Source organism: Aporhodopirellula aestuarii (assembly GCF_023701485.1).
In the GTDB taxonomy this organism is placed as follows: Bacteria; Planctomycetota; Planctomycetia; order Pirellulales; family Pirellulaceae; genus Rhodopirellula; species Rhodopirellula aestuarii.
The window spans coordinates 93,291-117,142 of sequence record NZ_JAMQBK010000063.1; the positions used below are offsets into that span (position 1 = coordinate 93,291).

General features: G+C 55.2%; 20 protein-coding genes. 10 read left to right on the plus strand and 10 right to left on the minus strand.

Annotated elements, in window-relative coordinates; all coding sequences use genetic code 11:
* Positions 1 to 28 precede the first annotated feature (28 nt).
* The 4 genes from NB063_RS23930 to NB063_RS23945 form a co-directional block, all read right to left on the minus strand.
* Positions 29 to 853 (minus strand): S1C family serine protease, encoded by an 825-nt coding sequence (locus NB063_RS23930; RefSeq protein ID WP_250931461.1) that lies wholly within the window; start codon positions 851 to 853, stop codon positions 29 to 31.
* A 30-nt stretch (positions 854 to 883) separates the two neighbouring features.
* On the minus strand, positions 884 to 1,357 hold the full coding sequence (locus tag NB063_RS23935) for a hypothetical protein (protein WP_250931463.1): 474 nt from the start codon (positions 1,355 to 1,357) through the stop codon (positions 884 to 886).
* A 136-nt stretch (positions 1,358 to 1,493) separates the two neighbouring features.
* Positions 1,494 to 1,862, minus strand: a complete 369-nt coding sequence (locus tag NB063_RS23940; protein WP_250931464.1) for a hypothetical protein — start codon at positions 1,860 to 1,862, stop codon at positions 1,494 to 1,496.
* A 129-nt stretch (positions 1,863 to 1,991) separates the two neighbouring features.
* The gene (locus NB063_RS23945; RefSeq protein ID WP_250931466.1) at positions 1,992 to 4,496 is read right to left on the minus strand and encodes a response regulator; all 2,505 of its coding nucleotides are present in this window, start codon (positions 4,494 to 4,496) and stop codon (positions 1,992 to 1,994) included.
* 151 nt (positions 4,497 to 4,647) lie between these two features.
* Between NB063_RS23945 and NB063_RS23950 the strand changes: the two genes are divergently transcribed.
* Entirely contained in the window at positions 4,648 to 6,327 is a 1,680-nt protein-coding gene (locus NB063_RS23950; RefSeq protein WP_250931467.1) for a sigma 54-interacting transcriptional regulator, read from the plus strand.
* Between the two features lie 144 nt (positions 6,328 to 6,471).
* Here the strand turns inward: NB063_RS23950 and NB063_RS23955 are convergent, their stop codons facing one another.
* The 6 genes from NB063_RS23955 to NB063_RS23980 all read right to left on the minus strand — a co-directional run bounded on the left by NB063_RS23955 (position 6,472) and on the right by NB063_RS23980 (position 12,531).
* Complete coding sequence (locus tag NB063_RS23955) at positions 6,472 to 6,894, minus strand: Hsp20/alpha crystallin family protein (protein WP_250931469.1); 423 nt, start codon at positions 6,892 to 6,894, stop codon at positions 6,472 to 6,474.
* Positions 6,895 to 7,048: 154 nt separating this feature from the next.
* Entirely contained in the window at positions 7,049 to 7,483 is a 435-nt protein-coding gene (locus NB063_RS23960; protein WP_250931470.1) for an Hsp20/alpha crystallin family protein, read from the minus strand.
* A 376-nt stretch (positions 7,484 to 7,859) separates the two neighbouring features.
* Complete coding sequence (locus tag NB063_RS23965) at positions 7,860 to 10,055, minus strand: amylo-alpha-1,6-glucosidase (protein WP_250931472.1); 2,196 nt, start codon at positions 10,053 to 10,055, stop codon at positions 7,860 to 7,862.
* A gap of 214 nt (positions 10,056 to 10,269) precedes the next feature.
* Complete coding sequence (locus tag NB063_RS23970; RefSeq protein WP_250931473.1) at positions 10,270 to 10,437, minus strand: hypothetical protein; 168 nt, start codon at positions 10,435 to 10,437, stop codon at positions 10,270 to 10,272.
* A gap of 50 nt (positions 10,438 to 10,487) precedes the next feature.
* Positions 10,488 to 11,591 (minus strand): glycosyltransferase family 4 protein, encoded by a 1,104-nt coding sequence (locus NB063_RS23975; protein WP_250931475.1) that lies wholly within the window; start codon positions 11,589 to 11,591, stop codon positions 10,488 to 10,490.
* 241 nt (positions 11,592 to 11,832) lie between these two features.
* A complete protein-coding gene (locus NB063_RS23980; protein WP_250931476.1) occupies positions 11,833 to 12,531 on the minus strand; it encodes a nucleotide exchange factor GrpE in 699 nt (232 codons plus the stop codon).
* A 493-nt stretch (positions 12,532 to 13,024) separates the two neighbouring features.
* Here NB063_RS23980 and NB063_RS23985 point away from each other — a divergent pair, with 493 nt between their 5' ends.
* The 9 genes from NB063_RS23985 (at position 13,025) to NB063_RS24025 (ending at position 23,653) form a co-directional block, all read left to right on the plus strand.
* The gene (locus NB063_RS23985) at positions 13,025 to 13,744 is read left to right on the plus strand and encodes an ABC transporter ATP-binding protein (RefSeq protein ID WP_250931478.1); all 720 of its coding nucleotides are present in this window, start codon (positions 13,025 to 13,027) and stop codon (positions 13,742 to 13,744) included.
* Positions 13,745 to 13,803: 59 nt separating this feature from the next.
* On the plus strand, positions 13,804 to 14,508 hold the full coding sequence (locus tag NB063_RS23990) for an ABC transporter permease subunit (RefSeq protein ID WP_250931480.1): 705 nt from the start codon (positions 13,804 to 13,806) through the stop codon (positions 14,506 to 14,508).
* Between the two features lie 30 nt (positions 14,509 to 14,538).
* Positions 14,539 to 16,461 (plus strand): Gldg family protein, encoded by a 1,923-nt coding sequence (locus NB063_RS23995; protein ID WP_250931481.1) that lies wholly within the window; start codon positions 14,539 to 14,541, stop codon positions 16,459 to 16,461.
* Positions 16,462 to 16,599: 138 nt separating this feature from the next.
* The gene (locus NB063_RS24000; protein WP_250931483.1) at positions 16,600 to 18,720 is read left to right on the plus strand and encodes a DUF4340 domain-containing protein; all 2,121 of its coding nucleotides are present in this window, start codon (positions 16,600 to 16,602) and stop codon (positions 18,718 to 18,720) included.
* Between the two features lie 288 nt (positions 18,721 to 19,008).
* A complete protein-coding gene (locus NB063_RS24005) occupies positions 19,009 to 19,335 on the plus strand; it encodes a co-chaperone GroES (RefSeq protein WP_250931485.1) in 327 nt (108 codons plus the stop codon).
* A gap of 260 nt (positions 19,336 to 19,595) precedes the next feature.
* Positions 19,596 to 21,218, plus strand: coding sequence for a chaperonin GroEL (groL, locus tag NB063_RS24010; protein WP_250931487.1), 1,623 nt, complete (start codon positions 19,596 to 19,598; stop codon positions 21,216 to 21,218).
* A gap of 333 nt (positions 21,219 to 21,551) precedes the next feature.
* Positions 21,552 to 22,511 carry a ribosome biogenesis GTPase YlqF gene (gene ylqF / locus NB063_RS24015; protein WP_250931488.1) on the plus strand — a complete coding sequence of 320 codons (960 nt, stop codon included), beginning with the start codon at positions 21,552 to 21,554 and terminating at the stop codon, positions 22,509 to 22,511.
* Between the two features lie 199 nt (positions 22,512 to 22,710).
* Positions 22,711 to 22,992 carry a peptidylprolyl isomerase gene (locus NB063_RS24020; protein WP_261367556.1) on the plus strand — a complete coding sequence of 94 codons (282 nt, stop codon included), beginning with the start codon at positions 22,711 to 22,713 and terminating at the stop codon, positions 22,990 to 22,992.
* Positions 22,993 to 23,113: 121 nt separating this feature from the next.
* Positions 23,114 to 23,653, plus strand: coding sequence for an AlkZ-related protein (locus tag NB063_RS24025; RefSeq protein WP_250931489.1), 540 nt, complete (start codon positions 23,114 to 23,116; stop codon positions 23,651 to 23,653).
* The last annotated feature ends 199 nt before the right edge of the window (positions 23,654 to 23,852 follow it).

Consider the following 23,852-nt stretch of genomic DNA (forward strand, 5'->3'; position numbering starts at 1 on the left):
GACAGGCCTCCTAAGAAATTTGAGTCACTTAAAAATCGACGTTGGGCCAATTGAACAATTCCCGACGAAAGCCATTCCATTGCGGTACGTCGAATTGGAATCCGCCGATGGACCTGCCGTTACCGTTGTCGAGTGTTCGCAGCAATTGATCTTTGCGGTCTTCGGGAAGATTCTTGTCGGCCTCGATGGCGTCACGAACTTCATTTTGAGTTCCAGTGAATTCATGGCCGACGGAATCTCCATTAGCGTCCTTGTAGACAATTCGCACGGTGTATTTACCATCGACGTCTTTGGTCACGCTCAGTGTTTCAAACTCCTGCCATTGCGTGGAGTCGTCGAGATTGAACTGCGAGTCGACTTTGAACGAGGGACGCATTGAAAACCATGGGGTGTTAAGCCGTGAGTTCAAACCCGGCCAGTCATTTTTGTAAAGTCGTGCGCGTTTGGTTTCTTCGCCGAGTGTTACGGTTGCTGAATGCAATTTGCCGGCGTGGATGTATTCCAACTCCACCGTCGCACCGGGTTGGTCGTTTCGAACTTGCTTGACGAGTTGTTCGGTCGAGTAGATGTCTTGGTCGTTGTATCGAACCACGATGTCATGACGCTGGATTCCTGCGTTGTCAGCCGCAGAACCTTCGATGACGCTGGATACCAATACCCCGCGATCTTGAGAAAGGACGTCGGGTAGATGGCTAGCGAGTGCCTCTGGAAGGGGCGAAACTGCGATTCCAAGTGTTGCCTGTGTTTCTGGCTCTGCGGGGGCAGTTGTTTGGTCAACGTCTTTGGCGAACCCGAGGCTCGTGATCATGCAGGTGGCCAGGAGAGTCAGTGTGAGGCGAGTGAACGTTTTCATTTGAGATACCTCCTTTTTCTGTAGGCGGATTCAAGATTGGTCAAAGAACGTGTTGATGGTGAGGCACAGCAGGCCGCATCCGGCGAGGAGATAGCACCAATCAAACATTGGGCTTGCTTTCATCCACGGCCAAGCGGTGGTGAGATCGGCAACGCAAACGGCGATGAGTGTGATCGCCACAAGAAACGACACGAGGGTGAATAACTTCTCAAACGAGAAACCACGGAAAAATCGGCGGATCCTCGGAGCTTCACGACGGGGGCGGTGCAGTCGAGGGAGTGTCTCTACGTACTCGGTTTGCGAGTACGCAAACTCCGCGAACCCGACGCCGGCGTTCTCCCTGGTTGACGCCGGTGCAGATGGTTTTTCGCGTGGTTGCTCGGCGTGTGTCCGCGGCCTATGGATACGCGCTGCCGGTGTCTTGGCGCGGGATGGACGACGTGGACGCTGTCTCGAGCGAGTGCCGGTTTGGTGAGGTGGTGACCCTTTGATGGTGGTAGACACGATCGGTTTCTCCGTTTGCATGTAGCATCGAAGTATCGTGACACGAAAAAAGCACGTCCCGTGCCAAGGTCACCGACTACCTGGCATGATGAGTCGGCAAGCCCGGGCGAGACCGTTGGACAGCGCGAGGTTTAAATCAGGTGGCCAAATTGTCGTCGTTGGCGACAAATTGGCCGGCGAAGTGATACCGCCAATTGACCCCGTGCGGGACTAAATCGTAGACCGCATTGTGCTGCGAAGGGGGCTCTTCGACAGGGACAATTTCGTCCGGATCGTCCGTTGAGAGCCTGGCGATTTTCTCGCAGTTGATGGGGATCGTGATCGCTGGCGGGAGATGATAGAGCCGCGTGGAATCGACGGCGTGTTGGTATCCGTCGAGCGGCCCGCCGATGAATTCGACCCATTCCACTTCATCAGAAGCCTGGAAATCCGCCGCTGAGGTGGAAGTGAACCAGTGTTCGAGCCATTTGCCTGCCTGGTTTAGAACGAATCCGACATAGTCCATCGAATCACCTCTGCAAGTTATGACAAAACTGATAACGCCATCACGAATACCCTACTGTAGCACGAACCGAGCGGTGCGATCACATTTTTTTCGAGACAGCCTGTCGTCGGAAACGCCATGGTGGCTCGATCAGTTTGCCTGCAAATAGTCGTCGACGGCGCGTGCGAAGGACTGCACCAGCGGGCGGAGAGCTTCGATTCGCGATGCGGCGTCTGGGAGACGTTCGAGTTTGGCGTCCAGTTCGATCTGCTGTGCCAATTCGCACGCCTCCTCGTGGTCGTAACTGCTCACCAAGCTTTTCATGCGATGGGCAGCGATTTGCAGTTGTTTCGCGTCACCTTCCTCGATCGCCACCGTCATCATCCGCATCAGTTGTGGCATGTCGTTGAGCACGTAGCCGATATGTTCTTTGAGGAGGTCTAATTCGCCGCCCATCCGCCGCAACGCGGACTCGATGTTGAATGCCTCGTTGCGTTGAAGGTCCGTTTTCGTGGGTGGCTCGGACGCCTGCAACACGTGACCGCGTCCGATTTGTTCTACCAACTCCAACAGGTCGGCGGCGTGGAGCGGTTTGGCGAGATACGAATCCATCCCGGCAGCGAGGCAGCGTTCACGATCGCCTTGTAGTGCGTGTGCGGTGAGCGCGATGATCGGCGTGTGTCGTCCCGAGTTTTTTTCGGATGCACGAATCTCCTCGGTGGCGGAGAATCCGTCTCGTCCGGGCATTTGCACGTCCATCAAAATGGCGTCAAACGTTTCCTCCTTGCACGCCGAGGCGGCCGCATCACCGTCACATTCGCTGCGCACGTGATGCCCACGCCGATGCAGAATCGATTCAACGAGTTTGCGGTTGGGTTGGTGATCGTCGACGACAAGGATTCTTAACGGCTTTTCAGCGGGCGTGAATGGATTGTCGCTCAGGGACGAGGACTCACTGTCCGAGTCGGGCGACTGCGGCGTTTCCAGTGTGGAGTAAATCGCTTCGAGTAGTGCTGACGCTGATACCGGTTTGACAAGGTAGGTCTTGATGCCGAGTTGTTCGCATTTCGATGTCGAGCTCGGTCGGTCCGCGGATGACAGCATCATGACCGTGCCGGGTTTGAGATCGGGGCGTTGCTGGATCATTTGGGCGAGTTGGAATCCGTCCACGACCGGCATCATGGCGTCGAGTATCACGAGATCGAAGGGCGTGTTGTTTCGCGTCGCCGATTCCAGTTCCTTGAGTGCCGTGGCGGCGCCATCGCAGAGCGTCGTGACGAGTCCCCAGTGGCTAAGCATCTCATTGAGAATCCGCCGGTTAGTCGCGTTATCATCAACAATCAAGACTCGATAACCGGTGAGCTCTTGCTTTGCCTTCGAATGAGAGTCCTCCGCCTCACGCGAAGTTTTCGATGGCGATCCAGCGACATTCGCGGCCGAGCGATCTGCGGCCATTTTCATCGTGAGGGTGAAGTGAAACGTGCTGCCTTTCCCCTCGCTGCTTTGAACCCAAAGTTTTCCCTCCATCAGTCGAACGAGTTGGGAGGTGATCGTCAGTCCCAATCCACTGCCGCCGAATCGGCGTGCCATGGACGAGTCCACTTGCGTGAAGGCATCGAAGATCTTTTTGAGGCGGTCCGCCGGAATTCCGATCCCTGTGTCAGACACAGAAAATTGCATGCAGACTTCGGTATCGGTTCGCCACTGTTCCTCGATGCTCACCACGACTTCGCCTTCTTCGGTGAACTTGACGGCGTTGCCGATCAAGTTGAACAAGACTTGTCGGATCCGAGTCGAGTCTCCACGCAACTCTTGCGGGAGTGTCATGGGCATGTGAACAGCTAATTCGAGACCCTTCTCGTGTGCACGTACGGCGAGAGCTTTGGTTGTTTCGCGTACGACGTCGGCCAGGTTGAAGTCGACCTCTTCGATCTCCATCTTCCCGGCTTCGATTCGGGAAATGTCGAGCACATCGTTGAGCAGTTCCAGGAGAGCATCGGCAGACGTTTTGACGGTTTGGATGTAGTCGCGTTGTTCGCGAGAGAGGTCCGTCGTCAGTGCCAGCTCCGTCATCCCAAGGATCGCGTTGAGCGGTGTGCGGATCTCGTGGCTCATGTTGGCGAGAAACTCGCTCTTGCTGCGGCTGTTCGCTTCGGCCGATCGTTTAGCCTTGAGGAGAGCTTCCTCGGTTTGTCTTCGGCGGGTGATGTCGCTTTCGATTACGATCCAACGAGACAAGGTTCCGGTGTCATCGTTGACAGGAATCCATTGACATTCTGCCCACACGGTGCTTCCGTCTTTGCGGTATTGCAAAACGTCGATCGTGAGTTCCTCACCTCGGGAGAGTGAGGCGGCGATCATTTTCCGTGTTTTGGCATCCGTGCTAGGTCCGAAAACGAGGTCGTCGAGCCGGTGGCCGATCGCGTCGGCGGGGTCGTAACCGCTGAGCTTGGTAAAGGCGTCGTTCGTCCATTCGATTGTGCCTGATGCGTCCATGATCAGAATCGCGTTCCCGGCGCGACTGGCCACCAACGACAAGGTTTCGAGGTCATCGCGATCAGCGGCCGCTTGGGAGTCGACGCGAATCGTGGCGACATCGGATTGCAGGGGAGACGTCGAATCGGGTAACCGGATTTGAAATGCTTTTTTGGCCATCGCTTCCATGAACGTGGGGGACGACAAATTGGCACACTGCTTGCAACCCGTGGTTATTAGCAAATTCTCTGCCAATTTGGCCCTGCGGGATCGACTACGCGTTCATTGAAAGGATTTTTCGCTCTCACCTGAGAACGGCGGAACTTTCGCTATGCCTCGAATCTTGGTTGTTGACGACGAACCTGCGGACTTGAATCTGGTTCGTCTCGCTCTGGAAAAACAAGCCTACGAAGTGGTCACGGCCCAGTGTGACAAGGAGGCCATGCGGCTGCTCCGCCAGCGTCGGATCGATGTCGCGGTTCTCGACGTGATGTTGCCCGATGGCGACGGTTTAAGCGTTCTGAAAAAGATTCGTGAAATCGACGAACATCTGCCTGTCATCTTTGTCACCTCGGGAGGTGAATCGAGCACCGCGATCCGTGCGATGAAACTCGGTGCGTTGGACTACCTGCTCAAACCGATCAATGTCGCGGAACTTCGTCGTGTCGTTGCCCGCGCCCTGGAAATTCGCAGACTGACCGATGTTCCCGTCGAGATCAATTCGGACCGCATCTCGAGTGACATTCACTCCATCATCGGCCGTTGTGCGGCGATGCAAGAGGTTTACAAATCGATCGGGATTGTGGCCGCTCAAGACGTGACGGTTCTGATCCGTGGCGAGAGCGGAACGGGAAAGGAACTCGTCGCTCGAGCCCTGTACCAATTCAGCGAGCGAGTGCAGGGGCCATTCCTGGCGGTCAACTGTGCGGCGATTCCTGAAACGCTGCTCGAAAGCGAGCTGTTCGGTCACGAGAAAGGTGCGTTCACGGGTGCGGATCGGAAGCGGATTGGGAAGTTCGAACAGTGCAGCGGCGGGACATTGTTCTTGGACGAAATCGGCGATATGTCGCCTGTTCTGCAAAGTAAATTGATTCGCGTGTTACAAGAAAAGCAATTCGAGCGTGTTGGCGGTAACGAAACGATCCGCTCCGACGTTCGGGTGATCGCGGCGACGCATCGTCATTTGGAGAAAATGGTCAGTGACGGGGAGTTCCGAGCCGACCTGTATTATCGACTTAATGGGTTTTCGATCCATTTGCCTCCGCTGCGTGATCGTGGTTCCGATCTCGATCTCTTGGTCGAGCATTTTCGATGTCACGCCTGTGGCGACTTAAACAAGGAAGTCCGCATGGTCTCGCCCGACGCGATGCGGGCGCTCCGCGAGTACGACTGGCCCGGCAACGTCCGGGAACTGCAGAACGTGATACGTCAGGCCGTTTTGAAGACATCTGGGCCGGTATTGTTAGCCGATTTTTTGCCGAATTCTGTCGTGGACGCCACGTCGCCGAATCCCGTCGAGAACGATCCGCCGCTACCGGACAATGTTCAAGACTCAGCCGATCAGGCAATGGCCGCTGCACCGCCGCCAGCGGGAAAATCTGCGGACACCAATCCTAATGGCGTGGCCGAGCGTGGTGACTGTAGTCTGCCAGGGTTCAACTTTGATTCCCCTCACCTTTATGACGACGTGATCGGCGCGGTGGAACGTCGGCTCGTTAACGAAGTCCTCGAACGAACCGGCGGAGACAAGACGGAGGCGGCCAGAAGGCTGGGGATCAATCCGGCGTTGCTGCGCAGCCGCGCGGCGCTGGATCTGCTCGATCTCGCCGCCTTGCACGACCCCGACGAATCGGCGCCTCTGATCGGTCCCGGTATGACCATGGCAGAGATTGAAATGGAAGCGATCCGAAGAGCACTCAAAGAGACGAACGGATGCCGTAAGGCAGCGGCCAGGCGATTGGGGATTAGCACGCGAACGATGCAGCGACGGGTGAAGGAACTCGGTCTCTGAATCACTCTCGAAACCGATCTAGGTTGCGACCGGACATCATCGCACAAAAAAGCCCGCACCACACTTTGGAAATGTGTGACGCGGGCTAATCAGAACTCTCGGCGGAGACTATTGAGTTCTGACTGCGAATCAAACCCCAGCCGATCAACCGGTTTTCACCTCGATGCGACGAGGTTTGACTTTTTCCGATTTCGGCAGGTGAAGCTTCAGTACGCCATCGTGCAGTTCCGCCGAAATGGCTTCGCTATTGATCGCTTCACCGATCGTAAATGTTCGATGGAAGTCGCCGACATCGTATTCGCTAAACAGATAACCTTTGCCTTCATGGCTGCGGCTGACTTTTCCGTGAATGGTCAGTTGACGATTTTCGAAACTGATATCCAGGTCGTCGCCGCTGACACCGGGAAGGTCGCCGTAGAGAATTAGCTCGTCATCGCCTTCCCAAATATCGAATCTGGGTTGGAACACGCTGCGGAGAGCTTCGGCGTTTTCGTTGCCCGATTGGCCCGTTTGTCCGTGCGTTTTTTGTGCTTGATTTTGATTGCTGGTTGTCATTGTGGTACTCATGGGGATTCTCCTTTTGATAGTTCGCTCGCAATGGGAAGCGACTCAAACCGTTACTCGTCTGCGGGCCGGTCGCTTTGCCTGCGTGTTTTCAAAAGCATCTTGTTAAGGTATGTCCGGGCTCGGCGGTTCCCTGCTCGAGCTTCCATTTAAGGAATCAACTTGCGTTGACGTTGATGCGGCGAGGCTTCACGGCTTCGCTCTTTGGCAACGTGACGCGTAGCACACCGTTCGTGAATTCCGCTGATACGGCGTCGCTGTTGATGTCGCCAGGGAGTTCGATCATCCGGCTAAACTTGCCATAACCGCGTTCTTGACGATGCCACGTGCCACCTTCTTGTTCAGGGGGACGACGCTCGCCTTTGATCGTCAGTTGATTTCCGGTGACGTAGATTTCCAAGTCGTCCAAAACGAATCCTGGCAACTCGGCTTCGGCATACAAGTTGTCATTGTCGGCCCAAACATTCATGGCAGGGAACGTTACGACGCCAGACATGCTGTTGGCAATGTTGCCACCGCGTCCAAATAGGCGATCCATCTCGCGGCTGAGCCGATTCAGTTCACTCCAGGGTTCCCAACGTGTCGCTAACATGGTCTTTTCCTCCTTTTAGCGGGGTCAAAAGAAGATTGAGTTTGCAATTTTGACAGTCGCTGCTGTCCAAAATGCAAGAAAATGCAACGCCTGTACCAATCGCTGAACTCAGTGGAAAATTTCGTAGCGCGGTGTCGAAAACCAAGCGTTTGCCGGGCCCCTTGAGGGGTGGAAGTACGAGACTGGCTCGGGGACCAATGATTATGTTAGTGCTACTTTTATCGGAACGGCGCGAGCCGTCCGGTCCCGCGTTACCGAACGGCTTGCGCCGTTCTGCTACTTTTGAAATCCCGTAGTAATGAAGTCGACGTCCCGGAACGCGACGTTCCGTGCGAAGATGCACGCTGACAAAAACATCTCAGTCAGGTAGACGCCGTTAGCCCATCACGACGATTTGCACGTCGCCTTCTTTGCGTTCGACATTCATGCCGACGTCTCGGCGGTGGCTATGGAATGCCAGGTCGACAACGCCGTCACCGATTCGCAAGTTTCGAATGCGAACCCAGTTAAGGAAGCTCGGCAGCCGCGGATTCTCAAATTGGATCTGCGGTTTCGTTGGCGTGAATGTCAGGCCGAGGATGCTTTGCAGTAGCAAGAACACCGCCCCGGTTGCCCACGCCTGCGGAGAACAGGCCACGGGGTAGAGCGTTGGCGCGTGGCCGGGTAAACGATCGAACCCACAGAACAGTTCTGGCAACCGATGCAGATCGTTAAACAACGAAGCATCAAACAATCCGGCGATCACGCGGGCGCATTCGTCCCGGAATCCGTAGCGTGCTAAGCCCGCGGCGCACATGGCGGTGTCGTGCGGCCAGACCGATCCGTTGTGATAGGACATCGGGTTGAATCGAGCTTCGCCCTCGCTGATCGTGCGGATTCCCCAACCGTTAAACGCCCGTGCGTCCGTCAACGTCGCTGCGACGGATGCGGCGTGTGATTCGTCGACAATGCCGCTCAGCAGCAAATGCCCGGCATTGCTATTGCGAACTTCGCAGGGGGTCTTGTCTCCGTCCAACGCGATTGCGTAGGTGCCGATCGAGTTGACCCAAAAGGCTTCGTTGAATTTCTGTTTGAGCTTGCCGGCTTGGCTACGGAGTTCGTTGGCCCAAGCCGGATCGTTCATCACCTCGGCGAGTTCCGCTGCGAGCAGTTTGGCTTGGTAAACGTATCCTTGCACCTCGCTAACGGCGATCGCGCCCGTCGCGTCGCGTCCATCACTATGAAAGATGGAATCGTTGCTGTCTTTCCAACACTGGTGCGTGAGCCCGCGATCGTTGTGTGATTCGTACTCGACAAAACCGTCCCCGTCGACGTCTCCGTACTCGTCGATCCAATCGACGGCCCGCCGGATGTTGTGCCAGATTAGCTCGATGAATTCGCGGTCGTTGGTACGACGGTAGTACTGCCCTGCCAGGATGACGAACAGCGGTGTTGCATCGACAGTTCCGTAATAACGTCGGAAGGGCACTTCGCCCAACGCCGCCATTTCGCCATCACGCATTTCGTGGATAATTTTTCCCGGTTCCGCTTCGGCAAGTGGATCGACCTCCGTCGCCTGGGTCGCGGCCAAGAAACTCAGAACCCCACGGGACAGTTTCGGTCGCACCCAAAGCGTTTCCATCGCGGTGATGATCCCGTCTCGTCCGAAAGGTGTCGCAAACCAAGGCACGCCCGCGTACGGATACCGCCCGTAAAGCGTGTCCGAGATCAGCATGTCGAGGTCGGCGTTGCTGCGATTGAGCCAACCGTTGAATTCTTCATTGGAAGTAAAAATCTCGGTGCGTTCCGATTCGGTTTCGCGAATTCGATTGTTCCATCCGACGACGGCCTCCGCATGATTGCGGGGCGGAGACACCGGTTTTTTGACATGCCCCGGTTTTTCGGTGCGGCACTCCGCGGTCGCGTGCAGCGTCGTTTCGGCGCCACCGTCAAGCCGAACTTTGAGGACGCAGCGGGTGGAGTCGATCGTGTCGATCTCTCCTTCAAACCGGACGCAAACGTGGCGTAATTGCTCGTCGAGACCGCGATAGGCGAGTTTGACGCTCGACGAATCGACTTCGGCATCGAGCATGTCCCCGCGTTTGGCGCGACGTTCACCCCGCACTTCGAATATGTCGTGAAAGTCAGCGAGGTAACGGTATTCGATGTTCAGCTCGATCGGGAAACGTGAATAGTTTTTGAGTCGAAGGTGTTCATAAAACGCGCCTCCGTCAAGCAACATGCTGCGAAAAACATGAAGCGTCCCCTGCGGTAAGTCGTGATTGGTTTGCGGCAGCTCAGGAGTCGTCATCTGCACGACGAATGAGCTATTGTCCTCCTTCATTGTGGAGTTCAACAAAAGGGGATGCCTGTCATTGATAAGCATCTCCCAGTTCGACAAAAATCGGGTGCCGAGATGGTAGAGACCCTGTTCGCAATCACCCGTCGTTCCGATCTCACCAAATTTATCGAAAATGGCAAACGTGTCACCTTGCTTGACTACTTGAATGTCAGCAGGCGCGCGGTTGGTTTGCGATTGAATGTCCCAATCCGTTGTTCCGGTTTCAACTTTGGCAGGAGAAGTTGTGCTCATGGTGGGTCGAGTGAAGTTTCGGGGTGAAAGTGGGCGATCCGGGTTTCGTGACGACTGGTCGATACAAACATCGGGCGAATGACAATGTCGGTGATTCCGGAGCCGCAGAAGGTTGAGTGAATCTTGCTGGTGCTTTTTTTGACGTGAACTTGGAGTGCTTAAACCGAAGGGCATGCGACCAATGCCATCTGCTTTCACGCTAACCCGGTGGTTTTTATGATGGAGCGGCGAGCCGATCGGCAAATTTCGAACATCTTACGTGCTGCAACCGGGCGACTTTCGCCGCACCGCTAACAAAGTAGATGGCATTGGGAGTGCGTCCTGCCGCTGAAATGGTTTCGCGGAACTGGGGAAGCTGTCCGGTTCCATCCCAAAGTTTCATGTTGATAAAGCCGACGACCGACTGCGATTTGGTGAATCACGCATCGGGCGTCAACCTGCCGTTGCCGATGGCGTGGTGCGATTCGAGATCGGCTGATGACACGACACTTGAATCGCGTTTGATCGTGGTTTGATCAGTTTTTCGTAGACGCCGACATAACCCATCGACATCGATTCTGCGGAGAATCGGTTTTGGAAATAGATGCGACAGCCACGACGTTTGATCTTGTCAACGTTGCGAGCGGCTTCGACGGCTTCGTCGATACTCTCAACGATGTAACCACTGACGCCATTATCCATGACCTCATCGACGCTTCCGTTTCGGAATGCGATGACGGGGGTTCCGCACGCCATCGATTCGGTCATCACCAGTCCGAACGGCTCGGGCCAATCGATTGGGAACAGTAACGCTTTGGCACCTCCGAGCAATCGGTTCTTTTGAGATTCATTCACTTCACCGACGTATTCGATCAATGGGTTGTCGAGATGCGGTCGGATTCGTTCGGCGAAGTAGGCCTCGTCGACGGGGTCGATCTTGGCCGCCATTTTCAGCTTAACGCCCAAGCGTTTGGCGATTTCGATTGCCCGTTCGGGGCCTTTTTCGGGAGAGAAACGCCCGAGAAACGCGAAGTATTCATTGGGATCGGGTGAGGGTTGGAATACATAGTTTTCTCCAGGTGTTCCGTTATAGACGGTGCCGACCCAATTGGCGTTCTTGATCGGTGTACGTTGGGATTCACTGATCGAAACGACCGGCATGTCGCTGAACTCGTCGAATACCGTTTGGAAATCGGGTAGGTCGAGTCGACCGTGCAGCGTCGTGACATGCGGGGTGTTGATGTAACGCATAACGCTGAAATGACTGAAGTCGGTGTGGAAGTGAATGATGTCGAATTCGTCAGCTCGACGTAATACTTCCATCAGCTGTCGCTGATGCCAAATGGCGGGATCGCGGGGGACGCTCCCACATCGCAGTGATTCTTCGACGACGGCGACGTGTTTGGCATTGGTGAGCGAGTCACCGCTGGCGAACAAGGTCACGTCGTGACCTTGCGCAACGAGTTCCTCGGTCAAGTAATGGACAACACGTTCGGTGCCTCCGTAGGTTTTTGGCGGGACGGTTTCAATGAGAGGCGCGACCTGTGCGATTTTCATCGTTGGATTCCTTTGTTAAGTCCGAACTCACACGATTGGACGGCTAGGCCGAAAGTGGCGGAGAAGTCGGATGCACCCTCGGCTAACCGCCAAACGTGAAGAAAAGATCGCGATCGCTTTATGCAAGAGGCGTACCAATCCCAAACCGGCGGTCGTCAGAATGCCATCGTGTCAATCGATCGCATTCACTACGGTTTTTAGGCCGTGACTGTGACGCGGTGACGGTATCGCCTCGGAGGAATCACTCGTTCGCTTTTTCAGGGAACGGACTTGGGAGAGCCATCAACACGTCCTGCGCTTCCTGGTACGAATGGTAGCGGGCGTCGTCGATCAAAACGCCTCCGGCATCCATCGCGACCGACTCGGCTGTTGACCCTTCCGCGACACCGGCGATGGTGTAACCACGGTCCGTTTCGATAATCACGTAGTAACTCATACTGCGTTCTCCCGAGTTGTTGGAAAGGTTACGAGAAACAATCACTTTGGAAGGACGGATCAAGCGGTCGTGCATCCGATAGCCTAGTTCGAGCACTTCCATAACAGACCCATCTGGATGCCCGTTGCACTCCTTTTCACCAACCGTCTCATGGTGGCTGGCGTTGTATGGGCACCATGCCCCGGGCACTTCCTGCAATCCATGGTCAGTAAGTGTGTTGAAGAATTGGTCGCGAACTAAAGAAACCCCCTCGAGGAATTCATCAAAATCCCCACTGTGTTCGGCGGCGAGGATCGTGCGTTCAAGGTTGTCGAGGACGGGTAGGAGATCTCGCATCAAATCAATGCCGGAATAGGTTTTCTGATGCGCAGCCTCGGGGTGGCAATGGTGATGGTCTACGGAGCCGCAGGCCGAATCCGACGAGTGTCCGGCACGTAGATCGCCATCGTCATGAACTCGCAAATCGCAATCATGTTTTGTGGCACGCGGTTGAATTTTGTTCATTGTCGCACCCTCGATCAGCAATGGGGAGTGGTTTCGAGATCGTTGTCTGTTGGGTTTGGAACGCCTTTCATTTCAAATAAAAGTGTGAATCCTGCCACAATGGTAATGATTGCAAACACCGTGCCCGCGTGAAGTCTCACGGGCGTTGGGATCCCTCGATGCTACGGCTCGACAGGCGCATTGTGGATCTCATGGAGGCGTCCCGATTGTCAATTTGACGCTTACGTTTGTCCTTTCGTTGACCCGCCTGGAAATCGGCAATCCGCCAGCGTGTACGAAGGCAAAACGATGCCAGAAAGTTCGGCCGAATGCGACAGTTTGGCCATGATCGCGTCAGAATGTCATTCGTATGGGAGGCAGACGGGAATCACCCGCCGTTGGCACGCCGGCTGCTAAGAGGGCAGGCAAATCGGCGGGTTTTTGGCGAGCGGCTTTCGTGGTCGCCGGGACGCGGCCGGTATCACAATGAGATCCCGACAGGAGGTAGACACCTATGGCGGACATGATCGAAGCATCAGGTCTATCAAAATTCTACGGCGAGTTTGCCGCCGCCCAAAACATCACGTTTTCAGTTCCCGCTGGCCAAGTCTGTGCATTTCTCGGGCCCAATGGCGCTGGTAAATCCACGACCATGAAGATGCTGACGGGGTTTCTTGCGCCGGATGAAGGCGTGTCGAAGATAGGTGGGTATGACGTACACGCCGATCGAATTTCTGCGGCGCAGCGACTCGGCTACTTGCCCGAAAATGGTCCCCTGTATCCCGAGATGACGCCGCACTCGTTTCTAAAGTACGTTGGCGAAACTCGGATGCTATCCGGTGGCGAGTTGCGAGACCGGATGTCGTGGGTTTGTGGCCAGTGCTCGCTCGGTGATGTGTGGGGCAAAGCGATCGGCAAACTTTCGCGAGGTTATCGTCAACGAGTCGGCATGGCGCAGGCTCTCTTACACGATCCGGATGTGTTGATCCTCGACGAGCCGACCAGCGGTTTGGATCCGAATCAAGTGCACGGTGTGCGCGAGTTGATCGAAAGTCTCGCGGAGACAAAAACGGTCCTCCTGTCGACCCACATCTTGCAAGAAGTCCATGCGGTTTGCAGTCGTGTGGTGCTGATCAATGAAGGTCGATTGGTGTTCGACGGTCCGACGTCCGAACTCGGCACGCACAGCGACGCGATGGAACAGAAGTTCCGTGAGCTCACCGTCGCCGCGTAGTCTGCGATGCCTCTTTCTTACGCAGATCATTCGAATCAGAGAAATCAAGGAATTCAGCCATGCAGCTTCGTAAACGTGTCATCGAATCAATCTTTAAACGCAATTTCGCGAGTTACTTCTCCGGGGTGCTCGGGTATCTATTTATTGTCGTCTTCGTCGTGATCGGCGGTGCACTCGCATTCAACGCGAGATTCTTCACCAGCAACACGCCGGACCTCGATCAACTGACGCAGTGGTATCCCGTGTTGCTGCTCTTCTTCATTCCCGCGGTCACGATGAGTGTCTGGGCGGAAGAGAAGAAGATGGGTACAGACGAACTTCTATTTACGTTGCCCGCGACCGAGAAAGAAATTTTGCTCGGTAAGTATCTCGCCGTGGTGGCCGTTTACAGCGTCGCGTTGATCTTTTCGATGGCGCACCTCTTTGTGTTGATGTACCTCGGGAATCCCGACTGGGGGCTGATCGCGACGACGTACTTTGGGTACTGGATTGCCGGGGCGGCACTGCTCAGCGCGGGGATGCTTGCGTCGCTGTTGACGGCAAACATGACGGTCGCCTTTGTGGTCGGAATCGTCTTGTGTTCCATCCCCGTGTTCATCGGCGACCTGGGAAACATGATCGGATTGGGCGATACGCTGAACCGATTCAGTCTGGCCGAGCAATTTCGTGATTTCGGTATGGGGGTCGTGCCGCTGTCAGGCATCTTCTATTTCTTCGGCTTGACTGTGCTGACGCTCTATCTCAACTACGTCGTGATGACTTGACGGCATTGGCATTCCAAACGCGGCCCTTCGATGGCCGGACAATTTGCGATTCGCACCGTCAGTGTCGCGGCGATACTGGGATGCGTCACCGCCTGGGCCGGATACAGTGCCTTGCGTGTGGATGCGACGAGCGAGCGGTTGTTTAGTTTGTCAGATGCCACGCGAACGATCTTGCGTGATCTCGACTCTGATCGCCCGATCGAAATTCAAGCGTTCTTGAGTCCCGAGGTGCCTCGCGAGTACTCCGAAACCCGAAAACGACTCGTTGGTTTGCTGCGGCAGTTCGATGAACTCGGTGGCAAGAATCTCGAAGTGCGGTACGTCGATGTCGAGCAGTTTAGTCCGCAAGCTGAGGAGGCTGAACACTTTGGCATCGAACCGGTTCAGGTCATGACCGATCAAGACGGTCGACGCAGCGAGGTGGACGTTTATCTTGGTGCCGTCATCATTAGTAGCTATGACAAAGTCGTGGTGCCGTTCTTTGGCAAAGGTCTTCCGATTGAGTATGAACTCACTCGATCGATCCAGACTGTCGCTCACGAACAACGGCATACCGTCGGTGTCCTGACCACCGATGCTGGTTTGATGTCAGGCAACGATTGGCAGATCGTGCAAGAACTTCGCAAGCAATACGAAGTCCAAGAAGTCTCGCCGTCCTCCGAAATTGATGCCGATGCGTTTGACGTCTTGTTGGCTGTCATGCCTTCGTCATTGACCGCGGCGGAGATGGACAACCTTGTCGCGTATGCCAAGACGGGTAATCCGTTGTTGATTTTCGATGATCCGTTTCCGCTGACGCTCGGCAGCAGCGGATTTGGTGTGACGGGCGCTCCGAGACAGCCCAAGAATGGTCATTCTTCGGTGATGGGCGGTGACTCTTCTCCGGAACCCAAAGCCGATGACGGTCGAGCGACACGATTGCTCGAGGCGTTGGGGATTCGTTGGCAGTACGACGCGGTCGTGTTCGATTTGGACAACCCGCATCCTGAATTTGCGATGTTGCCGGCTGAATACGTGTTCGTGACGCGACAAAACCAACAATCCGAAGCGTTTAACCCCGGCAACGAGATCACGCGTGGTCTGCAAGAACTGATCGCACTCTATGCCGGATCGGTGCAACCGGCCAGCGGCAGCGATATCGAGTTCGAACCGCTGCTTCGTACCGGTAGTGAATCGGGTGTGCTGCAGTGGGAAGAATTCGTCGACGAAGGCGGTTTCAACATGTTTTCAATGCAAAGCACGGTGAACCCGCGAGCGAATCCGTTTCGTGTGATCGATCGTGGTGTTCATACACTGGCGGCGCACGTCTCCCGCGAGGACGAGAAGAATCCGCTCAATGCGATTTTTGTCGCTGACGTTGACATGATTTCCGACTTCTTCTTTCAAGAACGCAATCTCGGAAACCTGAGTATGAAGTTCGACAACGTCACGTTTGTTTTAAACGCCGTGGACTGGCTCGTTGGCGATGAATCTTTCATCGAGCTACGCAGTCGTCGGCCCGCACACCGGACTCTGGTCCGCGTCGAAACGCAAAAACGAGGCTTTCTGGACGCAGCGAACAAGGCCGAGCGTGACGCCGATAAGGCTGCGGATGCGGAACTCGCACTTCGCCGTGAACAGTTGAGCAAACGGGCGAAAGAGATTCGAGAAAACGAAAGTCTCGACCCGATCGCAAAGGCTCAGATGCTGCAGCAAGCCCAAGAAGCCGAGCAGAAGCGAATGTCCTTGGCGGAAGCACAGATCGAGCAGGAAAAGAACGATGAGATCCGCAAAATCCGTGCGACGACGAATCGCCAGATCCGCAAACTGGAATCGAATATCCGGTTGTGGTCCGTCGGACTGCCCGCGATCCCGGCGCTCGCCATGGGGTTACTCGTCTTTGTCCAACGAACTCGTGACGAACGAAATACGGTCGTCGAAACTCGGCGCCGCGATCGACCGCAAGCGTCGTAGGACCGGCACCCTTACGCCTCGCAAGACGCAACCAGCGATGCATCTTTGAGCACATGCCACGGCCTCAACGCCCGAGCGTCGTTGGTCTTCAGGCGAAAAGGAACGTTGCACCTCACACCGTTTTGAAGGAAGAATATCATGTCCACAATTACTCAGAATCAAACCTCGCCGGATCAGTCGAGTTCACTCGGAGATCAAGCGAAGGAATCCATCAAGTCCGCAACCGATTCGGCCAAAAGTCGGTGGGCGGGGCTCGGTCGCGAAACACGCCGTACGATTACCTATGCGGTGGCGGGCGTCGTTTGTCTCGCCATCACCGGGGGCGTCGAAGTCGTCAGTCGCCCTGCGGCGATTAAGGAGTACGGAAAAGTCGGTAAGGCGTTCTTTCCCGAATTCAAGGACCCCACCCTCGCCACGGCTCTCAACGTGCAGGTCATCGACAAAGACCAAGTCTCCGCAAAAGAGTTTTCCGTGGAGCGGACGGCTGACGGTAGATGGGTGATCCCATCGCACCACAACTATCCGGCGGATGCGGAAGAGCAACTCGCGAGAACGGCGAGTAGTGTGATCGGGATCACACGTGGTGCGTTGGTCAGCCGCTGGGCGTCCGACCATGCTCGCTATGGAGTCGTCGACCCGGAAGTCGATTCGCTGAGCGTCGATCAGATCGAAGGCGTGGGCAAACGATTGACCTTTCGCGGCGAAAACGATTCGATCCTAGCGGACTATATCATCGGGCATCAGGTTGAAGACGAGTTCGGACAATACTACGTACGGCACCCTTCCGAAGATGAAACTTACATCGCCGAACTCAATATCGACCTCACGACAAAATTCAGCGACTGGATCGATACCGATCTGCTCGATATCAACACGTTCGACATCGTTCATGTTGGCCTGAATGATTACCAGTTTGATGAGCTCAACGCGACCATCACACATCGCGACGTTACCACGTTGAGTCGCGAATCATCGAGCGATGACTGGGAAATGGCCGAAATCGAAGAAAACCTTGAGGTGCATCAAGATGCGGTTCGCAAAACCATCAATGCAATCGCGGGGCTGGAGATTTCGGGAGTCCGCCCTAAACAGAAAGGGCTCCGACCGGATTTACAACTTGACCGCGAGGTGCTGCGTTCGCAGCGTGATGTTGACCGCCTGCAATCGGATTTGCTCTCGCGAGGGTTTCTGCTCCAACCGGTTGGCGGAAGCGATCCGGACGCGCTAAAACTGATCGCCCGCGAAGGAGAGCTGTCGACGGCGACCAATGAAGGGCTTGTCTATCATCTCTACTTCGGTCGTGTGTTCACAGGCAGCCAAGAGGAACTCGAAATCGGTCTGTCGCCAAGCAGCGAAGCGGATCGAGAAGGCAAGAAAGAATCGCAACAGGCCGAAGGGGATGCCAAAGTATCCGGCGAAGCCTCCAAAGATTCGCAAGACTCCGATCAACAGACCGACGATGCTTCCGTTATTGCTGAAGATGAAAACGAAAAGAAACGCGACAAGCCTGGTCGCTATGTCTTTGTGACCGTCAAGTTCGACAAAACCTATCTTGGTGACGAACCGCAAAAACCGACCGAACCCGAGATGCCATCGGAGTTGAAGGAAGCGGATGCGAAAACTGCGTCCGACGAAAAAGACGCCAGTGAGACCGCCTCCGACAACGAGAATTCAATCGACGCCGAGTCGGATGAATCGACGGGAGAGAATGAAAAGCTCGAGCAGATCCGCCAGGACTACGAACAGCAAAAGAGCGACTACGAAGACGCAGTGCGTGAGTACGAGTCTTATCAAGAAAAGATGAAGAACGGCCAAGAAAAGGCAGAGAAGTTGAACCGACGATTTGCCCAGTGGTATTACGTGATTCCCGGTGAAGATTACGACGACCTCGCCCTTACTCGAACCGATTTCATCAAGGCGAAAGTGTTGGAAGAGGATGAGGAGGATAACGAAGCCGACACCGCAGACGACGCAGCAAAGGAAAACGCCGACGTGGCCGAGTCTGAGTCGTCAATCGACGATTCTCCCGGCGATGCGACGGTAGAAGAGTCGAGTGACGATAATTCTGCCGAACAGACGACGGGGTTGAACTCGGAAATGCTTCCGACCGAGCAGGTGACCGACGAATCAGCCGGTCCTGGTGATTCGACTGGTGACAAAAGCGAATCGGTTGCTCAGGAAGATAACGCGGTTAACAAAGCCGACAACGAATCGGCAACGGAATCTGCTGCGGAGAACGCGGTGACTCCCGAGAAGTAAATCGTCAGGTCGTACGTTCGAATCCGCCATGCGAGATCTGGCCCGAAACCGTCATCCATGGCAATCGCCTGTCAACTTATCGGGTCATTTCGACGCTAAGAAATCGACAGACGTATACTCGTTAGAAAGCCCGCGTCCGCTGACTTTGTGGACGCGGGCTTCACGCGTGTCTGGCACACTGGTTGCTTATCGGATTTTCGCCGCCGGCGATGTGCCAAATTGACTGTGGCTCCGGAGCGGCAGGGCCACATTGGTTGTGCGATGTCCAATCACGATGGAGGGCATTTCATGGCGACTGCTACGAAATCCGAAACAAACACCAGCGTTAAACTCAAACCACTTGCTGACCGCGTCGTCTGCCAAAGAGACGAAGCCGACGAGACGACCTCGGGCGGTATCGTCCTACCGGACTCGGCGAAGGAAAAGGTCAACCGCGCGAAAGTGATCGCGGTTGGTCCCGGCAAACTCGATGAGAACGGAACCCGTCATCCTCTCAGTGTCCAGGCGGGCGACCACGTGCTGCTGAACAAATACGGTGGCGACGAATTCGAAGTCGACGACATCAAGTACACGATCGTTCGCGAGAGTGACATTTTGGCTGTGATCGAAGACTAGTCCTTCGTCTCGTTTGGCTCTTGGGAATCAACGGCGATCACCTCAAGGGATCCTCGCCGACGAACGATTCCTCGAGAGTCAGCTGAACTTCCATCTAATCCGATCGCAATGGTTCCGTGGTATTGCATGAGACGTTGATGTCACGAGCTGCCCAATTCTTATCACGTCGGTCTTAAATAGATGAATCGATGATGACGCGGTGTCGGTGTTCCATCCATGGGACGATTGCGAATTGAAAACTCACAATAGGAAAACAATCCATGTCAAAAATCATTGCGTTTGAACAGGAAGCCCGCGAGTCGATGCGGCGTGGTGTTCACAAACTTGCCAAGACCGTCCGCAGCACTCTCGGACCGGGTGGCCACAATGTGATCATTCAAAAGAGTTACGGTTCACCCATCGTCACTCGTGACGGGGTCACCGTGGCGAAAGAGATTGATCTCGAAGACCCCTACGAAAACATGGGGGCACGGATGGTTCGCGAAGTCGCTTCGAAGACCAATGACGTTGCTGGTGACGGAACGACCACAGCCACGGTGTTGGCCGAAGCGATCTTCAACGAAGGTCTGCGTGCCGTTGTGGCGGGAACCAACCCGATCGGTATGAAACGCGGCATCGAGCAAGCGGTCGAGGACATCGTCGACAAATTGAAGTCGATGTCGACGCCGACCAAAGGCCGCAAAGAGATGGAGCAAGTCGCTCGGATCAGCGGAAACCAAGATGCCAAGGTTGGTCAAATCGTCGCCGACGCGATGGAAAAGGTCGGTAAAGATGGCGTTGTCACGATTGACGAAGGCAAGAGCTTGCAGACGGAAGTTAAATGGGTCGAAGGAATGCAATTCGACCAAGGCTATCTGTCGCCGTACTTCGTCACATCGCCTGACACGATGGAATGTGTGCTCGAAGAGCCTTACATTCTGATCCATGAGAAGAAGATCAGCAATCTGCGAGACTTCGTGCCGTTGTTGGAAAAGGTGGCCAAGTCTGGTCGTCCGCTGTTGATCATTGCCGAAGACGTGGACGGCGAAGCCTTGGCGACGTTGGTCGTCAACCGCCTGCGTGGCACGTTCGTGGCCGCTGCGGTGAAGGCGCCAGGTTTTGGTGACCGACGCAAAGCGATGATGGAAGACATGGCGATCTTGACTGGTGGTAAGGCGATCTTTGAAAGCCTCGGCGTCAAGCTCGAGAATGTCGAACTTACCGATCTGGGTGTTGCCAAGAAGGTCATCATCGACAAAGAGAATACGACGATCATCGAGGGTGCCGGCAAGACTGAGGACATCCAAGCTCGCATCAAGCAGATTGAGACCGAGCATGAGAAGTCGACCAGCGATTACGATCGCGAGAAGTTGCAAGAACGCAAAGCGAAGTTGGTCGGCGGTGTGGCCAAGATCAGTGTCGGCGGCGCCACCGAAGCCGAAGTCAAAGAAAAGAAGATGCGTTACGAAGACGCGTTGTCGGCGACCCGTGCGGCAGTCGAAGAAGGCATCCTGCCGGGAGGCGGTGTGGCCCTGGTGCGTGCAGCGAGTCAGTGCGATGCTTCCAAGCTCAGCGACGACGAGCGAGCCGGTTACAACATCGTTCTCAAGGCCTGCCGTGCTCCGATGACTTGGATCGCCGAAAATGCGGGCCAAGACGGTTCACTGGTATGTGAAAAGGTCGCTGCCGAAAAAGGCAACTACGGATACAACGCCGCGACCAATACCTACGAAGACCTCGTCGAAGCCGGCGTGATCGATCCCACCAAAGTTGTCCGTACGGCATTGGAAAACGCATCGAGCGTCTCGACTTTGTTGTTGACCAGCGACGCGTTGATCGCCGAAAGGCCTAAGGACGAAGGCAAGGCGGCCAAGGGCCACGGCGGCGAGTACGACATGTACTAATCAATGTTTGGGGATCCCCTCACAGGCCAATTATCAGATGCCGTCGGTGCACCCGCGCCGGCGGCATCGTTTGTTGAACGCTCGACGGGGACCGCGGTTTTGCGTCGTCTTGAGCGGAAAGTTAGCCTTGGGAAGCGTTTTGCGCGGGCCGGATCAACGCGGGATTTCGCTGGCACGCCTATCGGGCATGCTACTTGCGTGTTTCAATAGGTCTTCTCGTGGGAGACCCCTGAGCGGTTGGTTCAGCGGGGGGCCACGATTTGGCCGCGAAGGCTTTCCTGGCCAAACGCAATTCACGATCGCCACAACACGTCTTTGACGACCGACGACGACATGCAAATTCAATGGTTCCCCGGACACATGCACAAGGCCCGGCTTGAAATTCAAGCGGCACTGCCAAAGGTGGACGTCGTCATCGAAGTCTTGGATGCACGGATTCCGTTTTCGAGTGAAAATCCGATGCTGGCAGAACTTCGCGGTGAGAAGCCGTGTTTGAAGGTGCTCGCCAAGAGCGATTTGGCCGACGAGGAAATGACGCTCCAGTGGCAAGAGTTTCTCGGGGCGACCGCGGGGGTGCGGGTTCGATCGGTTACCACCGAAGACATTCCGACGATCCGAAAACTCAAGTACGCCGCCGCTCGGATGGTGCCGCACAAAGATGGCAAAACGATTCGGACGATGATCGTGGGAATCCCGAACGTCGGGAAATCGACGATCATCAACGTCTTGGCGGGGCGTAAGATCGCTAAGACGGGCAACACACCCGCAATCACCAAACAACAACAGAGCGTTAATATTGGTGACGGCATCACGTTGCTCGATACGCCCGGTGTCCTTTGGCCCAACGTCCACAACGTCAACAGCAGCTATCGATTGGCGCTGATCGGTTCGATCAAAGACACGGCGATGGACTACGCCGACGTTGCGTTTTTCGGTGCGAGATACTTGGTTGACAAGTATCCCGATCGAATCGCCAGCCGGTTCGATCTCGACTCGGTGCCGACTACGGAGCTGGAATTGATCGAGGCAATTGGCCGCAAACGCGGTTGTTTGGGGCGGAATAACCAAGTCGACATTGACCGGGCGTCAACGATTTTCGTCAACGAGATCCGCTCTGGCGGTTTGGGCCGATTGACGTACGAGACGCCCGAGATGATGCAACGCGAACAGGCTGAAACCGCAAAACGGATGGCAGAAAAGGCGATCGAAGACAAAGAGAAAGAAGCCAAACGCAAAAAGCGATTTCGCGACAAGCAACGGGCTCAGAGAAAATCTCGGGAAATGGGCGGCTGAGCGAGAGGCTCGCGGCCCGTGTTTGGATCGGGCGTGAGGCTGCTCCCCCTGGATTTCGAGCGGTTGTCGGCTGGCGAAATGATTCCAAGCGGGGTTTTCGAAACGGGCCCGGCAAGCGAGGATATCGCCCTCGAAAAACGACGCCGGGTGGTGTCGTCCCTCTCTGAACCAGATCAATATTTTAAACCACGAGACTATCATGGCCACTGCGAGCGCCCGTCACATCCTTGTTGAAACCGAAGAAGTTTGCCAAGACTTGAAAGAGCAGATCGAAGGCGGGAAAGATTTTGGCGCGGTCGCCGCTGAGTTTTCCGCTTGCCCATCTGGAAAATCGGGCGGCGCATTGGGCTCGTTCAGCCCCGGACAAATGGTGAAGGAATTTGACGATGTCGTCTTCACCGGCGATTTGAATAAGGTCCACGGACCTGTCAAAACTCAGTTCGGTTATCACTTGATCGAAATCACCAGTCGCAAAGACTGAGCCTCACCTCCGGGAATTTTAAATTGATCCGGCGTGAACCGGATCGAACGTCGTGGGAAAGGCCGCCGGGAGTGCGTCTCGTTGGCCGTCTGGAGTGTCAATCTTGCGAAGGAGTTCCCTGTTGCTCAAGACCTTCGACGAAGCTTATCAGTTCGTGTTGGACCAAAAGGTTTGCACGGTATTTGGTAGTAAGTGCTCTCCGTATCCATCGTTGTGGGATAACACCGGGCTTTCGGAAAAGAAGCCGAAAGCCGGTGGCTGGAGTCCCAAGGTGATGGCGGTTTGGGATTGGAAGACACGAATTCCCCAAACGTATCCCGACAAGGTGTTCTACGGAAAAGTTCCCGGTGGCGACGCCGTGCTGATGGAGATGCAGCATTTCCGCACCGTGCACTATCCGGCCGCGTATCAGAGCGTCGAGGAACTGGATCCGCTCGCCCAGGAAGTCTACGAGCTTATCCGCTTAGAATCCAACTACACAGGTGTTCTTCGCAAACGTGCGATTGAACGAGTCGCCTGCACGAAGAGCCAGTTCGATACGGCGCTGAAGAAACTGCAAGTGAGCTTGAACATCGTTCGCTCAAACGATCTCAACCACAAAAATGACTTCTGGCTACCGATGCGAGAAGTCCACTTCGACATCGTCCACGAGCACGAATAAGCCGATTGTTGCTACTGCTTTAGCAATATTGAAGATGGGGGTGAGGCCGGACAGCTCGCGCCCAATGCCATGCTCTTAGTTAGCGGTGCGGCGCAAGCGGGCTGTTGTTTTAGTGAGCCGACGGCGTTAGCCGCGGGCCTAACGGCTAGAACGTGCCCATTGGAGGCCCGCAGCTAGCGCTTAGGTTTAGTCGCATTTT